Consider the following 15,235-nt stretch of genomic DNA (forward strand, 5'->3'; position numbering starts at 1 on the left):
TTACTCAGTTCAATCCCGGTGGAGTTTTCCCCATGCTATCCGTTTCCATGCGGCTGCGCAGCGCCCTGCTCGCATCCGCTGCCATGCTCATTCCAAGCGTGGTGTCGGCCCAATCGGCCCCCTTCACATCGTTGCCGGCGGTGACCGTCGATGCACCCGCGCAGCAGCGCGCCGCTGCTGCGCGCAAGCCACGCAACGCCGCGCCGAACGCCCGCGCGGCCCGCGCCACCCCTGCGGCGACGACAGCGCACGTCGGCGCCCAGGCGCCGAGCGTGCCGGGCGCACTCACGGTGCTCACCGCCCAGCAGGCACTCCGCGAGATCCAGCAGACGCCCGGCGGCGTCGCGCTGGTGACGGCGGATGCGTGGCGGAATTCGACGCCGTCCAACACCATCAAGGACATCCTCGATTATGTGCCGGGCGTATTCGCGCAGCCGAAATGGGGCGACGACACACGGCTGTCGATCCGCGGCTCAAGCCTGTCGCGCAACTTCCATCTGCGCGGCGTGCAGCTCTATATGGACGGCATCCCGATCAACACCGCCGACGGCTATGGCGATTTCCAGGAGATCGACCCGACCGCCTATAAATATGTCGAGGTGTTCAAGGGCGGCAACGCGTTGCGCTTCGGCGCCAATTCGCTCGGCGGCGCGATCAATTTCGTGACGCCGACCGGCCGCGATCCGTTCGTGAACGGTGCGTCGGTCGACATGGGTGCTTTCGGCTTCCGCCGCCTGCAGGCCAACACCGGCGGCGCCAATGGTCCGTGGGACGGCTTCATCACAGCCTCGACGCAATCCGCCGATGGTTTTCGCGATCACAGCAATGGCGAGGCCACGCGCGTCAGCGGCAATGTCGGCTACCAGTTCTCACCGGATTTCGAGACGCGCTTCTATCTCAATGCCAACAGCGTACGTCAGCGCATTCCAGGCTCGGTCAGCAAAGACAGCGCGCTGAACTCACCGACCACCGCGGCGGCCAGCAACCTCACCGGCGACCAGCAGCGCAATATCGACACGGTGCGCCTCGCCAACAAGACCACGATCCGGCTCGACAATACCACCATCGACTTCGGCGCCTTCGCCGTCGACCGGCACCTGATGCATCCGATCTTCCAGTATCTGGACTACAGCTATCAGGACTATGGCGGCTTCGCGAAAGTGACCGACGACCGCAATATCGGCGGTTATCGCAATGTCTTCGTCGCCGGCGTCAACGTGATCAACGGCCGGATCGACAACAACCAGTATGTCAATATCGCTGGCCAGAAGGGCGCGCTGGCGTCGTCATCGATCGACCGCTCGAAGAACACGTCGGTCTATGCTGAGAATTCGTTCTATTTCCTGCCGACTGTCGCGGTGATCGGCGGCACGCAATTCCTCTATGCCACACGCAATCGGCAGGACCGTTTCCTGAGCGATGGCGACCAGTCCGGCGCCACCGAATTCAACCTGTGGAGTCCAAAAGGCGGATTGCTCTGGAATATCGATCCGACATGGCAGGCCTACGCGAACATCTCGCGCAGTGCCGAAGTCCCGAGCTTCGGCGAGAGTTCGAACGGCCCGGGCATCCCGACGATTCCCTTCACCAGCATCCGGCCACAGCGTGCGACCACCTATGAAATCGGCACGCGTGGACGGCGGCCGGACCTGACATGGGAGCTGACGGGCTACCGCGCCAATATCACCGACGAACTGCAGTGCCTCTACAGCGCGTTCGGCAATTGCAACGTCACCAATGCCGACCGCACCATCCATCAGGGCATCGAGGCCGGTCTCGGCGTCGCCGTGTTCAAGGGCATGTTCGATGCGGGACCGCTACCGGACAAGCTCTGGCTCAACATGGCCTATACGTTCAACGACTTCCGCTTCGACAATGACGCGACTTTCGGCAACAACCTGCTGCCGGGCGCGCCGCGGCACTATCTGCGCGCAGAATTGCTCTACAAACATGCCAACGGGTTCTATCTCGGCCCCAATCTCGAATGGGTGCCGGAAGCTTACTATGTCGACAGCGCCAATACGCTGAAGACCGAACCCTATGCGCTGCTCGGCCTGAAAGCCGGCGTCGACAATGGCGGCACATATTCGGGCTATATCGAAGCACGCAACGTGCTCGACACCCGTTACATCGCCTCCGCCAGCATTCTCAATCAGGCCACGGCGACATCGCCGCTGTTCGAACCCGGCACCGGTCGCGCCATCTATGCCGGCGTCAAGGCGAGGTGGTGAAGATGACGAATTCCGCTATGCTTCAATCCACGAAAGGACGTTCCATGACCAACCGCTCCATGCTGTTGCTTCTCACTGCGCTGGGCGCAGTGGCATCGCCCGCTTATGCCCACGTCTTCGTGCAGAGCGGTCCGGCCACGGTCGGCGGCTCCTATCGCGCGGTGCTCGCCGTACCGCATGGCTGCGGCGCCTCGCCGACGACGAAGATCACCGTGCAGATTCCGGAAGGGATGATCGCAGTGAAGCCGATGCCGAAGCCGGGCTGGACCGTCGCTGTAAAGAAAGGCGCCTATGCGCAGTCCTACGATTTCATGCACGGCATGAAGGCGTCGGAGGGCGTGAAGGAAATCACCTGGACCGGCAAGCTCGACAACGACTTCTATGACGAGTTCGTATTCTCGGCCTATCTGCCTGCCACATTGAAGGCCGATGTGCCGCTGTATCTGCCCACACTGCAGAGCTGCGAGCAGGGCTCGGAAGACTGGGCGCAAATCCCGGCTGCGGGGCAGGATCCGCACAGCCTGAAATCACCGGCGCCGATCGTGCGCCTTGCCGCGGCATCACCACACGATGCAATGGCGCAGATGGCCGGCATGGTCCATGCGGGCGACCTGATGATCATGACGCCCTGGACGCGTGCCACACCGCCCGCGGCCAAGGTGGCCGGCGGCTATCTCACCATCACCAACAACGGCAAGACCAGCGACAAGCTACTCGGTGGCACATTCACCGGCGGCAGCCGCATCGAGGTGCATGAGATGAGCGTGACTGATGGCGTGATGAAGATGCGTCCGCTCAATGACGGGCTCGAGATCAAGCCCGGCGCCACCGTGAAGCTCGAGCCCGGCGGCTATCACCTGATGCTGATGGATCTCGCCAAGCCGTTCGCCAAGGGCGACAAGGTGAAAGCGCAGCTGCAGTTCGAGAAGGCCGGCAAGGTGGACATCGAACTCGACGTCAACGCGGTCGGCGCTTCGGCACCTGCCGGTGGCGGACACGCGCACTGATCACGTCGAGATGCTGCGCACCGCACATGTTGCGGTGCGCCTGATGTCTAGGACGAGGCCGCGATTGCGTCGGGTGTATCGATCCGGATTGTTTTGACCGCACCGCAATGCACGCAGCCGAACAGCCTGGTCTCGAAACCCTGCGATCGTTCGATCCCTTGCAGGAACGTGCGCGTCCTGCACTGATCGCATTTCAGATGGCTGGTACGGATATTGTCATTGCCGAACGGCATTGCACGGTTCGACATGTCAGGACTTTTGACGACAGGCAGCTCGCTGCGAGCTGTCGAATGATGCGCGTGACAATGAGACCGACCTGCAATTGCTGTGAAATCAGACGCAGTACGAATCGGACGACGCTTCGCTCCTAATATTTAGCTAATTCTGATAGCTTGCAATTCTGGACTATCTCAATTTTTCGTCAGCGCACCCTGGCGCAACGGCCTTACATGCAATCCAGACCATCGGTGCAGGCCGCGATTCTACCTGGCGTCAGTGCAGCCGGGGAGCTTTCAGCATCTTGGAGCGGTCCGTCGATACCAACTCGACATCGAATGTATCGCCACCGCGATAGAGCGTCAGCGGCACGTCGACACCGGCCGGACCTAGCGCCCAGAGTGCGCGATAGAATTCGACGGAATCGGATACCTCCTCACCGTTTACGGCAAGAACCACGTCGCCGGTCTTGAGCTCGGCCCGGGCCGCGGGCCCCTTCCTGGCGATCCCAACCACGACGACCTTGTCCTCGACCTCGGCGGCATACAGCCCGAGCCACGGCCGCGGCGGCTTGTTGGCACGACCATAAGTCTTGAGATCGTCGAGGATCGGCTTCAGCAGATCGATCGGCACGATCATGTTGAGATGTTCGTTCTTGCCGCCGTGCTCGCGCTCGATCTGCAGCGAGCCGATGCCGATCAACTCGCCCTTGGCGTTGATCAGGGCGGCACCACCCCAGTTCGGATGGGCCGGATGGGTGAAAATCGCGTCGTCGAGCAGGTATTCCCAATAGCCGGCGAATTCCTGTGTCGCGGCGATCTTGCCGGCCACGGACCGCGTGCGTCCACCGACGCCGCCGACCACCACGCGATCGCCGATCTTCGCGCTCGCCGATTCACCAAGCGGCAGCGGCGCAATGTCGATCTCGCCGAGCGCCTGCACGAGTCCGAAACCGCTTTCCTGATCGACGCCCAGCGCCGTGCCCTGCACCACGCGGCCGTCGCCGAGATGCACCCAGATCGTTTCAGCCTCGGTGATGAGATAGCCGATGGTGAGAATGAGACCGTCACCGATCAGCACGCCATTGCCGGCGCGCTCGGTGCCGAGCGTATCTGCCGTGAAAGCATCTTCCGGGATGATACAATGCAGCCCAACCACCGCCTCCAGCGCCTGTTCGAGGTCGAATCCGTAATCCTCAGCACGCGGCTGCACGCCCGGGGGCACTTTCCACTCGGTCAGTGAAGGCATGCAAAATCTCCTTTGTCCGGAATGGGTAGCCCCCGCCATATAAGAACCGATCGCGGACGTGGAAGTCCAGCCTGTGAACTTAGCGACCCTGCGGCGTTTGGTTACGCACCGGGACGTTGTGCGAGCCACGCCAGCAGCACCGCATTGACCTCGCGCGGATAGCAGTGGCTGAGATCGTCGATCTCGCGATAGGTGACATCGGCGCCGGCGATCGTGAGCGCCTGCTGTGCCTCGCGCGCGGTCTGCACCGGAAACATCCAGTCGAGACGGCCATGGACGAGATGGATCGGTAAGCCGCGCAGGCGATCTGCATCGGCAAACTGCGCCATCAGCGGATGAAAGGTCGAGGCCACCGGTGCCAGATGGGTGAAGGGGGACTCGGCGCGAAGGCCGCTGACATAGCAGAAGGTGCCGCCATCGCTCATCCCGGTCAGCAGGAGCTGCGCGGGATCGATATGCCAGCGCGACTGCACCAGATCGAGAATGCGCGAAAGATTTGGCGTATCGGCATCGTCGCCCATCAGCGACCAGGTACTGCCGATCGCCGTCGGCGCGATGAGTATCGCGCCAGAGCTGCGCGCATCGGCGAGCCAGCTCCACAAGAAAGCGCGGCCGTTGCCGCTCCCGCCGTGCAGGGCCATCACCAGCGGCCAGGCACGATCCGGCGTGTAGGTTTCCGGCACATACATCGAGAAACCGCCGCGACGTCCGGGCTCGCCATCATGAATGACGCCGGTGTTCTCTGCCGAAGGCAATGCCAATCGTTCAAGCAGTGCCGTGTTCTCGCGCATGTCAGGCGGAAGAAAGAACGTACTCACAGGCGGCAGGCGCACCACCGTGGCATAGAGCGCCTCCTGCGCGCGCGTGGCGTGGCGCAATGCACGAAACACCATCGGCAGATCGCCACCGGGCTGCTGGGCGGCGCGCAGGCCGGTAAAGGCTGTCAGCGCCGCGTCGCTCGCCGCATCGAGATGCGCCCGCAGATCGCAAAAATCATCCGGCCATGCGTTGAGCTCTGCACGCACCGCCTTGAGCGCCTGATCGGGCTCACCCACCGCTTCCATGACGGCACCGAAAGTCGGCGGATGCAGATTGCGCGCAACAAATTGCAGCGCCTCGAGCGATTGCAGCAGGGGCGGCAGCAGAACAACGATATCGTCGACGACTATGTCGCTCATCGGAAGCTCCGGGCAGATCGTTTGGCCCCATCAACCCAGGACCGAGCGAGAGGCCAGAGACCATACTGATACGACGGCAAAGCGGCCATCTCCGCGCCCGGCGAAGATCTGTCAGCCCCAGTTACCGATCATCCAGATCACTCACATCCGGCAAAATCGCTGCGATGCAACATTGAAATACCATAGACTTCTCTATTTTGTATACATATACAAAATTCATGAGCATCAGCCCGATCGCCGCCAGACCCTATTTGAGAGACGAAGTCTATACGGCCTTGAAAGTTCGGCTGGGGGTGCGCGCGGCCGGCCTCACGGCCCCCTTGCGACTTCGAGAAGAGGAGCTTGCGGCAGAGCTCGGGGTCAGCCGGACTCCCGTACGCGAGGCCATGCGCAGGCTCGAACAGGAAGGGCTGATCACGTTTCGCCCGCGCCGCGGCGCACGGCTGATGCCGACATCGCTGCCGGAATATCTCGAATGGCTGTCGATCCGAGAAATGCTGGAAGGTCTGGCAGCGCGCGAAGTGGCCCTCAATGGTGCGGCTGATATCGTGCCCCGCCTGCGGGCCGTGTTTGCCGATTTCGATGAAGCCGGCGCGCTGGCCCGCCCCGCCGAATATGCCGCTGCCAACACCGCCTTTCATGCGCTGATGATCAAGGAGAGCGGCAACGCCTTGCTCGGCAAAACATGGGACTCATTCGGCCATCTGAAAATGGCGGGACTGCGCTTCATCGAGCGTCTCAATCGCGGCTCGCAATCGTTTCATGAGCACCACGACATCATCGACGCGATCGCCGAGCGCGATCCCGACCGCGCGGAAACACTCGCGCGACGGCATGTCCGTTTGCTGCGCGACCAGGCAGCGGCATCGCTGAAAGAATTCGACCTCCACGAAAAGAATGAGACCACACCATGATCTTCCTCACTTTTGCAGCCGCTGACGGATCGCATCTGGGCCTCTTGATCGATGACAATGTTCTCGATCTGACGAAGGTGTGGCCGGGTGCAGGCCAGGCCTCCGCGCCGCGCCATGTCGGCGATCTCGCCGAAGCCGGCGAAGCGGGGCTCGCCATCGTGCGTGATCTCGCATCCACCGCGAATGCCGCGAACCTTGTTGCACTGGCATCGCTGACGCTGATGGCACCGATCCCGCGGCCGAAGAAGAACGTTTTCTGCGTTGGCCGCAATTACAAGGATCATATCGACGAAGGCATGCGCGCGCAGGGCAAGGCGCCCGCCCCGCTGCCAAGCGTGCCGGAATTCTTCACCAAACCGCCGACCGCCGTGATCGCTTCAGGTGAAACGATTCCGCAGCATGCCAATGTCACCGAACAGCTCGATTACGAAGTCGAGCTCGCCGTCATCATCGGCAAGCCGGGCAGCAACATTTCCGCGCAGAACGCCTTCGATCATGTGTTCGGCTATTCGATCATCAACGATATCACCAGTCGCGACATGCAACGCCGTTACGGCCAGTGGTTCAAAGGCAAGGGCCTCGATCGCTCCTGCCCGTTCGGGCCGGTTGTGGTCCATGCGTCGGCGCTGCCGAATGTTGCCGACCTTCGGATCGTCAGCACCGTCAATGGCGAGGTACGCCAGGACAGCCGCACCAGCCGCATGATCTTCGATATCCCAGCCATCATCGAACATCTGACGCGCGGTCTCACGCTGGAGCCCGGAGACGTGATCGCCACCGGAACTCCGTCCGGGGTTGGCTATGCGATGACGCCGCCGCACTTCCTGCTCAAGGGGGATCGCGTCACAGCCGAGATCGAAGGCATCGGCATCCTGTCCAACAGCATCGTGGCCTGACACGGCAACGCACTCGCCAAAAACAAGGAAAACAACATGAGTGACTCCCCGACATTCCGCGTGCAGCGTGCAACATCGGACTTTCGCTGGCCAAATAACGCGCGCATCGGCATCGTCTTCAATCTGGCCTACGAAGCCTGGTCGCCCGGCAAGGCACCGGGCATCGGGCCGATGGGCAACGTGTTGCAGCCCGGCTTCTTCGATACCAACGCACATTCCTGGGCAAGCTACGGCGCCGTGCGCGGCATCCAGCGCCTCACGCGCATCGCTGCCGCAAACGATGTGAAGACCAGCATCATGGTCAACGGCGTGCTGGCCGAGACCCACCCGACCGTGCTGAAGGAGCTTCATGCCGCTGGTCACGAGATCGTGGCGCATTCCTATGGCATGGATGTCATCCCGGTCTATTTCGACGAGGCCGGTGAGCGCGCCAATATCCGCCGCACTGGTGACCTCATCGCCGCCGTCACCGGCGAACGTCCGAAAGGATGGATCAGCCCACGTGGCACCGGAAGCCTGATTTCGCCAAAGCTGCTCGCTGAGGAAGGCTATGTCTGGTTCGGCGACTGCAATGACGACGACCTGCCCTCGATTATCACGCAGAAAGATGCGCCGGAGCAACGCATCGTCGGCATTCCGCTGACGATGGACGTGAACGATCTGCCGCACAGCATCCGCTACGGCAACGCGCCGGCGACGCTGATCGACCAGTTCCGCGCCATCCTCGACAATGCAAGCCAGGCCGACGCGGCACCGTTCATGCTCGATGTCACCGCGCACACCCATGTGTTCGGTCGGCCGGCAGGCGCGTGGGTTTACGACGCCATGATCAAGCTGGCGCGCAAGCGCGACGATGTCTGGATCGGCACGCGTATGGAGATTGCCGAATACGCGCTAGCGCAGGGCCGGTGGTTCAAGGACGAGGTGTTCTGAACCACACCCGTTGAGGAGGCGCAAAAGCCTCCCGAAAAAACATCCAGGAGGAATATCATGACGCACTTCTTCAGGCGCGCATCCCGCGCGGTCGTCATCACCGCAGCGCTGCTGACGGCGATCGGTCCCGCCGTCGCCCAGCAGCCCTACCCGGCGCAGCCGGTGCGCCTGCTCGTCGCTTTCGCGCCGGGCGGCCCCGCCGATATCATCGCGCGCATTGTCGGACAGAAACTGAACGACCTGTGGCGCGAACCCGTCGTTATCGAGAATCGCGGTGGTGCCGGTGGCAATATCGCGGCTGCCGCGGCTGCAAGCGCCGAACCCAACGGCTATACCGTGCTGGTGACAACAAGCGCATTCGCCGTCAATCCGAGCCTGTCGGCAAAGGCCGGCTATTCGCCGGATGAATTCAAGACCGTGGTGGTCGCAGCGACCACGCCCAATCTGATCGTCGGCGCGCCGAATCTCACAGCATCGACCCTGCGCGAGGTGATCGCCTCTGCCGCCAAGGAAAACTTCACCTATGGCACCGCCGGTGTCGGCACCACGCCGCATCTGTCGGCCGAAAAAATATTCAAGCTCAGCGCCAAGGCCAACATCGTGCATGCGCCATTCACGGGTGCAGGTCCCGCGCTAAACGCCGTGATGGGCGGTCACACGCCTCTGGCCAGTGTCGCCTTGCCCGCGGCGATGGAGCTGGTGAAGGGCAAACAGGTCAAGGCGCTGGCCGTGACAAGCCGCGAGCGTATGCCATCGCTTCCGGATGTCCCGACCGCGCGCGAGCTCGGACTGAGTGACGACGAGGATGCAACCTGGGTGGCATTCCTGGTGCCGGCCAAGACGCCGCAGGCAGTCATCGACAAGCTCAACGCCGACGTGAACAAGACGCTTGCAGATGCAGGTGTTCGCGAACAATTCGACCGCATCGGCTTCGCGGCCGTTGGCGGTTCGGTGACCGACTCCCAGAACTACGTGCGCGGAGAGATCACCAAATGGGGCGATATCATCCGCAAGCTCGAGCTGAAGCAGGAATAGCGATCTTGGCGTAGCGCCCGACGCCCCTACGGATCCAGTTCCGTATCCCAGTAGAGATAGTCCAGCCAGCTGCCGTGCAGATAGTTCGGCGGAAACAGCCGGCCGTTGCGATGCAGCTGGTGCACCGTCGGCGCGAACGCCGTCTGGCGCGGGAACATGCGCGCCTGCTGCGTGGTCATGTTGCCCTTGCGCAGATTGCAGGGCGAACAGGCCGCAACAACGTTCTCCCAGGTGGTCTGGCCACCCTTGGAGCGTGGGATGATATGATCGAAGGTCAGATCGTCATGCGAGCTGCAATACTGGCAGGAGAAGCGATCGCGCAGGAAAACGTTGAACCGGGTGAAGGCGGGATGCGTCGTCGGCTTCACGAACGACTTCAGCGACACCACGCTGGGCAGCTGAAATTCGAACGAAGGACTCCGCACCGCGTGATCGTAGTGCTCTACGATATTCACACGGTCGAGAAACACTGCCTTGATCGCGTCTTGCCACGACCACAGGGACAGTGGGTAGTAACTCAGCGGCCGGAAGTCCGCATTGAGGACCAGAACCGGCCAACCGCCTTGCGAGACATGTGCGTTCAAGTAACGCTCCTGACCCCCACATATGGCTGCGAAGCAACCTGTCTCCACATACTACAGGCAGCGTGACAGGGTTGTGAAGGGCATAGGGCAGACCTTATCCCCTCACAAAAGCGCCGTGTTGGGACGCTTTTCTGGGGACTGCGGGTGGTCTGCCGCAGCGCCTGCCGCTAAACACCGTGGCGCGCGCCCGGTTCGCGGCCGCAGATACCGGACGCTGCCCGATGGTCCCTTCCTCCCGCTATCTCGAGGCCCCGCAACGGCTGCGCGCCTTTGTCCGTGCGCATGAAACCAGCCTTGCGATTCTGGCAGCGCTGATCGGCGTGATCGGCGGTCTCGTGGTGGCCGCCATGAGCGCTGCGGTCAGCGTTCTTCACGCGGTGTTGTTCAATCTGGAATGGGGCCAGCGGCTCTCCAGCCAGTTCTGGATCGATCCGGTGCGCGCGATTCTGGTTCCCACCTTTGGCGGGCTGCTGCTGGGGGTCGCCTTCCTGCTGCTGTTGCGCTGGCGACCGGCCCGCGAGGTCGACCCCATCGAGGCCAACGCGCTCCATGGGGGGCGGATGTCATTCCGCGGCAGCGTCATCGTCGCGCTGCAAACCGTGTGGTCCAGCGGCGTCGGGGCCTCGGTCGGCCTCGAGGCCGGCTACACCCAGCTCGCCAGCGGGCTCGGTGCCTCCATCGGGCGCGCCTTCCACCTGCGCCGCGGCGACCAGCGCGTGATGGTCGGCTGCGGTGCGGCGGCCGCGATCGCCGGCGCATTCGGTGCGCCGCTGGCCGGCGCGTTCTATGCCTTCGAACTGGTGATCGGCGGCTACACATCGGCGAGTCTGATGCCGGTCGGCGTTGCCGCGGTGACCGGCTATTTCGTTGCCCATGCCTTCGATCCACTGTCGCTTGGCGTCGTTGCCGGCCGGTTCGGCGACGTGCTCGGTCATGATCTCGCAGTGGCGGCCTTGCTCGGCGTCTTCGCCGCGACCTTCGGCATCGGCATCATGCGTGTCGTCGCTTGGACCGAAGCGCTGCTCACCAAAATCAAATTGTGGCCGCCGCTGCGTCCGGCGCTGGGCGGGCTGCTGGTCGGGTTGATGGCGCTGCTGACGCCGCAAGTCATGGCATCCGGACACGGCGCGCTGCATTTCGGCGGCATGACGGCCTATCCGGTCGCATTGGTGGCCTTCGTGATGGCGCTGAAAACGCTCGCCTCGATCATCTCGCTCGGCACCGGTTTTCGTGGCGGTCTGTTTTTTGCCACGCTGTTTCTCGGCGCGCTCGGCGGCCATCTGTTCGCGGTCGGCTTCAACGCGACCGGCATCGGCTTCACCATCGATCCCGCCGTCTACACCATCATCGGCATGAGCGCGCTGTCGGCCTCGGTGATCGGCGGGCCGCTGACCATGTCGTTCATCGCACTCGAATCCACCGGCAATCTCTGGCTCACCACCGCGGTGCTGGTCGCCGTCATCATCTCCACCCAACTAACGCGCGAACTGTTCGGCTACTCCTTCGCCACATGGCGCCTGCATCTGCGCGGCGAGACCATCCGCAGCGCCGCTGACGTGGGCTGGATTCGCGATCTCACCGTCAAGCGCCTGCTCCGCCCGGACGTGCCGACTGTCGATTCCACCATGCCGCTCGACGAATTCCGCGAGAAGTTCCCGCTCGGCTCGAAGACCCAGGTCGTCGCCGTCGATCCCGAGGGCCGCTATGTCGGCCTCGCCATCGTCGCTGAAGCTCATTCACCGGATGTGGCGGCGTTCCGGCTCGACAGCCTGCTGCATTGTCGCGACGTCGTGCTGCATCCCGACATGAACATCCGCGACGCCATGGTGGTATTCGAGGGCGCCGAAGCGGAATCGCTGGCGGTGGTCGAGGCCGAAAGCCACCGCGTGCTCGGCACGCTCTCGGAAGCCCACGCGACACGGCGCTATGCTGAAGAGTCCGAGCAGCGCCGCCGCGAAGCCCTCGGCGAGATGTGATGGTCCGCCCTTAGCCGTCCACGAGCGACAGTATGTGCCCCTGATCAGGCGGCACCTGCCCCGCCAGCGTATCGCGATAGATTGTCTCAACAGCCACAGCGCCACGGCTCTCGACGATCGCGAGCGATTGTTCCAGCAATGGCACAAAGCCCGACCACGCCGCGTTGAACCGGGTATCGATGCCGCCCGGTCCCCATTCCTTGGCGCGCTTGCGGATCTGGTCCGGCGCGAAGAACCACGAGGGTTTGGCACCGGGAAGCTCCTCATCCACCGCTGCATCCTGATGGGTGAGTCCGACGCGCCCGCTATAAACGAGTTTGTCGCCGACGTGCCGATGCAGCCGGCCGCGCAGATCGGCATTCCCGGCCATATCGACGAAGGCCACCGGTTGATCGGCGGGCAGCGAATCGATGTGATCGTAGAGCACGACATCGTCGTAGCAGCCGAGCGACCGTACGAAATCGGCATTGCCCGTTGATGTGAGTCCGATCACACGAATCGGTTTGCGCTTGCTGTGCAGCAGATGCGCCAGACCGAAGGCTGTCTTGCTGGAGGCACTGGAGAGAATGACAGTGCGTGCACCGAAGAATTCCTCCTCAGCGAGAAAATCATCGACCAGGAACGAGAGCATAAATAAAGGCCGCAGCAGCGCCTGATAGTCGCCGTTGCGCCCGGCAAAGGCCGGATCACCCGTCACCCGCGCATAGGCATTGTAGACCGGCGCCACGCCCTGACGATGCGCCGCGCCATCGCGCAGACCGCGCTTGCTGACATCGGCCGCCTCGATCACCAGATGCGAGGCCATCGGAAAATAGCCGAACAGCCGCTCGCCTTCGGCGATTTGCGGATGCATCGAGGCGATCACTCTGCCGAAACCCCAGACCGGAATATTGCCCAACCCCTCCGGCGCCCTGAACAATTGCCAGTATTTCATGACATCGCCGAGCATCGCGTAAGTGATGTTGTTTGCAGTGAAGGCAAAGCGCTCGACCTCAACCAGCAGACAATCATCGGATAGTTCGTCGAGCCTCGGCAGTGCCATTTGTCGAAGCGCGATGTTCTGGAAGTCATTTTTAGCGACGTTGAATTGCGTGCATGTGCTCATGTTCGAACTCCGCAGCGTTTTGCTGCTGCGATCATTCCTGCGCGCGATGTCTGTTTTGCGACAGCGGAGTTGTTTAAAACAACGTCCGTTTCAAACACCGTTTGAGACAAGCCGTGTTATGTCGCCGCCTTGTTAAGTTGTCACCTTGCCGATCACGCCTTCGCGCTTCTTGATGGCGTGATAGTAGGCCCACCACAGATGCGCCGCCGCACCGCGCAGCGGACGCCATGGTTCTGCCAGCGGCGCCATCTGCTTCACGGTCGGGCGCTCCTTGAGACCGAGCCCGACCTTGATCGATTCCTGAATGGCGACATCGCCGGCCGGCCATGCGTCGCCATGACCGAGACAAAACAGCAGATAGACGTCGGCCGTCCATGGACCGATGCCGTGCAATGCGACCAACGTGTTATGCGCGGCGTCAGCGTCTTCCTCAGCGAGCACATCGAGATTCAACCGCTCCTCGACGAGCTCACGCGCCAGCGCCTTCAACGTCTTGATTTTTGCCGCCGACAGGCCAAGCCGGCCCAGACGATCGGTGCGCGCCTTGCGGATGGCGTGATGATCGAATGGCGAGAAGGCGCCGGAGACGCGACCCCAGATCGCCGAAGCCGACGCCACCGAGACCTGCTGCCCGCAGACGATCTGCGCAAGCCCTTCGAAACCCGGTGCGCGCTGGCGCAGCGCCGGCATCCCGGCCATGGCCAGAATCGGTTTCAGCCGAGGGTCGCGCTTCACCAGCTCCATCACGGCGTCGTCGAGCACGGACTGGTCGGTGAGATGAACGGTCATGATTCCCAAGGATCACCACGGCGTGACCGCAAGATCAATGCTGCCAATGAATGCGCTGCGGCAATAGCGCGCCATGCAACCGGGAACCAAAGCTTCGGACATCGCGTTATTCGTGCTCAATGGAGGCTACCGCCATGCGGACGTTTTTTGGAATGATCCTGGGTGCACTGATCCTGGGCATCGGCGTTTACATCTACGATTCGATGTCGACCTCGTCAGTGGCGAACGGCCAGACGGCGCAGGAGCGCCGGACGATCGTCAACTGGGATGTTGCTGCCAATGAATGGGAAGCGCTGAAGACGCGCACCAAGCAGGATTGGGCCAAGCTGACCTCGCAAGTGAAGTCATAAGACGACATTTCGCCAACAAAAAAGCCGGCTGAAGCCGGCCAAAAGCGCCCTTGCTCATGAGCGAGGGCGTTTTTCTGTCTTGAACGTACCGACTTTTACTTCTTCGCAGCCGCGGCTTTACGCGCATCGGCGATCGCGAGAACGAACTGGTCTTTCGTGATCGGGCCGGGAATGCGGAACTTGCCGACGATAAAGGATGGCGTGCCGTTAAAGCCGAAAGCCGTCGCCTGCTCGTCGATCTGCTTCAGCTTGGCAACGATAGCGTCCTGATTTTTCTGCAGATCGGCGACGGCGCGATCGACGTCGATGCCGGCCTTGGCGAGCCGGTCACGCGCGACCGCCTCGGTCAGTTTGGTATCGAGGCTGATCAGCGCGTCCTGTGCCTCGATGAACTTGTTCTGGTATCTCGCCGCGAGCACGAGACGGGCCGCATAGACCGACACCGGCCCCAGGATCGGCCAGTCCTTCGACACCAGGCGAACCTTGCCGTCTTCCTTCACCAAGGCGCGCAGGTCAGGCGCGATCTTGCGGCAATAGGGGCACTGATAGTCGAAATATTCGACGATGGTGATGTCGCCCTTCGGGTTGCCTGCGGCCGGGATGTCCGGATCGCGGAGTACCGCGGCTTCGTTGAGGACGTCTTCGTCCTTGGCGGCACCAGATGCCGCGAGCACCTTGCCGGACGCGCCCAGCAGCATGGCGCCACCGAAAAGCCCGAGCGCAGCACGGCGCGTCGTGGCGGTCTTCGAGGTATCGCGGGTTGCGGCGGTCAT

At 62.5% G+C, this 15,235-nt stretch carries 15 protein-coding genes; 8 read left to right on the forward strand and 7 right to left on the reverse strand.

Going from position 1 to position 15,235, the window contains the following annotated elements:
- Positions 1–32: 32 nt before the first annotated feature.
- Positions 33–2,231 (forward strand): TonB-dependent receptor family protein, encoded by a 2,199-nt coding sequence (locus A4A58_RS01755; protein WP_068729228.1) that lies wholly within the window; start codon positions 33–35, stop codon positions 2,229–2,231.
- 44 nt (positions 2,232–2,275) lie between these two features.
- Positions 2,276–3,238 (forward strand): DUF1775 domain-containing protein, encoded by a 963-nt coding sequence (locus tag A4A58_RS01760; protein ID WP_244499625.1) that lies wholly within the window; start codon positions 2,276–2,278, stop codon positions 3,236–3,238.
- A gap of 47 nt (positions 3,239–3,285) precedes the next feature.
- Here the strand turns inward: A4A58_RS01760 and A4A58_RS01765 are convergent, their stop codons facing one another.
- The 3 genes from A4A58_RS01765 to A4A58_RS01775 all read right to left on the reverse strand — a co-directional run bounded on the left by A4A58_RS01765 (position 3,286) and on the right by A4A58_RS01775 (position 5,880).
- Entirely contained in the window at positions 3,286–3,486 is a 201-nt protein-coding gene (locus A4A58_RS01765; protein ID WP_139069769.1) for a hypothetical protein, read from the reverse strand.
- Positions 3,487–3,730: 244 nt separating this feature from the next.
- Positions 3,731–4,702, reverse strand: coding sequence for a S1C family serine protease (locus A4A58_RS01770; RefSeq protein ID WP_068729232.1), 972 nt, complete (start codon positions 4,700–4,702; stop codon positions 3,731–3,733).
- Positions 4,703–4,803: 101 nt separating this feature from the next.
- Positions 4,804–5,880 carry a phospholipase gene (locus A4A58_RS01775; protein WP_068729234.1) on the reverse strand — a complete coding sequence of 359 codons (1,077 nt, stop codon included), beginning with the start codon at positions 5,878–5,880 and terminating at the stop codon, positions 4,804–4,806.
- Between the two features lie 218 nt (positions 5,881–6,098).
- On the opposite strand from A4A58_RS01775, the gene A4A58_RS01780 reads away from it, so the two are divergent.
- From A4A58_RS01780 to A4A58_RS01795, 4 genes are read left to right on the forward strand one after another with little or no spacing between them, the layout of a single operon-like run.
- On the forward strand, positions 6,099–6,794 hold the full coding sequence (locus A4A58_RS01780; protein WP_081421656.1) for a GntR family transcriptional regulator: 696 nt from the start codon (positions 6,099–6,101) through the stop codon (positions 6,792–6,794).
- Entirely contained in the window at positions 6,791–7,690 is a 900-nt protein-coding gene (locus A4A58_RS01785; RefSeq protein WP_068729238.1) for a fumarylacetoacetate hydrolase family protein, read from the forward strand. Before A4A58_RS01780 ends, A4A58_RS01785 begins: the two co-directional genes overlap by 4 nt.
- Before the next feature lie 36 nt (positions 7,691–7,726).
- Entirely contained in the window at positions 7,727–8,623 is an 897-nt protein-coding gene (locus A4A58_RS01790; RefSeq protein WP_081421657.1) for a polysaccharide deacetylase family protein, read from the forward strand.
- Between the two features lie 57 nt (positions 8,624–8,680).
- Positions 8,681–9,658, forward strand: a complete 978-nt coding sequence (locus tag A4A58_RS01795) for a Bug family tripartite tricarboxylate transporter substrate binding protein (RefSeq protein ID WP_068729241.1) — start codon at positions 8,681–8,683, stop codon at positions 9,656–9,658.
- A 26-nt stretch (positions 9,659–9,684) separates the two neighbouring features.
- Here the strand turns inward: A4A58_RS01795 and A4A58_RS01800 are convergent, their stop codons facing one another.
- Positions 9,685–10,242 (reverse strand): HNH endonuclease, encoded by a 558-nt coding sequence (locus A4A58_RS01800; RefSeq protein ID WP_068729244.1) that lies wholly within the window; start codon positions 10,240–10,242, stop codon positions 9,685–9,687.
- A gap of 221 nt (positions 10,243–10,463) precedes the next feature.
- Here A4A58_RS01800 and A4A58_RS01805 point away from each other — a divergent pair, with 221 nt between their 5' ends.
- The gene (locus A4A58_RS01805) at positions 10,464–12,218 is read left to right on the forward strand and encodes a chloride channel protein (RefSeq protein ID WP_068729247.1); all 1,755 of its coding nucleotides are present in this window, start codon (positions 10,464–10,466) and stop codon (positions 12,216–12,218) included.
- Positions 12,219–12,228: 10 nt separating this feature from the next.
- Here the strand turns inward: A4A58_RS01805 and A4A58_RS01810 are convergent, their stop codons facing one another.
- Positions 12,229–13,323 carry a DUF2855 family protein gene (locus A4A58_RS01810; protein WP_068729249.1) on the reverse strand — a complete coding sequence of 365 codons (1,095 nt, stop codon included), beginning with the start codon at positions 13,321–13,323 and terminating at the stop codon, positions 12,229–12,231.
- Positions 13,324–13,455: 132 nt separating this feature from the next.
- A complete protein-coding gene (locus A4A58_RS01815) occupies positions 13,456–14,112 on the reverse strand; it encodes a DNA-3-methyladenine glycosylase family protein (protein WP_068729251.1) in 657 nt (218 codons plus the stop codon).
- A 134-nt stretch (positions 14,113–14,246) separates the two neighbouring features.
- Between A4A58_RS01815 and A4A58_RS01820 the strand changes: the two genes are divergently transcribed.
- Positions 14,247–14,462: a hypothetical protein gene (locus A4A58_RS01820; protein WP_068730379.1), complete on the forward strand. Its 216-nt coding sequence runs from the start codon at positions 14,247–14,249 to the stop codon at positions 14,460–14,462.
- Between the two features lie 95 nt (positions 14,463–14,557).
- Here A4A58_RS01820 and A4A58_RS01825 read toward each other — a convergent pair whose 3' ends face one another.
- On the reverse strand, positions 14,558–15,235 hold the full coding sequence (locus A4A58_RS01825) for a DsbA family protein (protein WP_068729253.1): 678 nt from the start codon (positions 15,233–15,235) through the stop codon (positions 14,558–14,560).

It is taken from the genome of Tardiphaga robiniae (genome assembly GCF_001618955.1).
GTDB classification, from domain to species: Bacteria; Pseudomonadota; Alphaproteobacteria; order Rhizobiales; family Xanthobacteraceae; genus Tardiphaga; species Tardiphaga robiniae_A.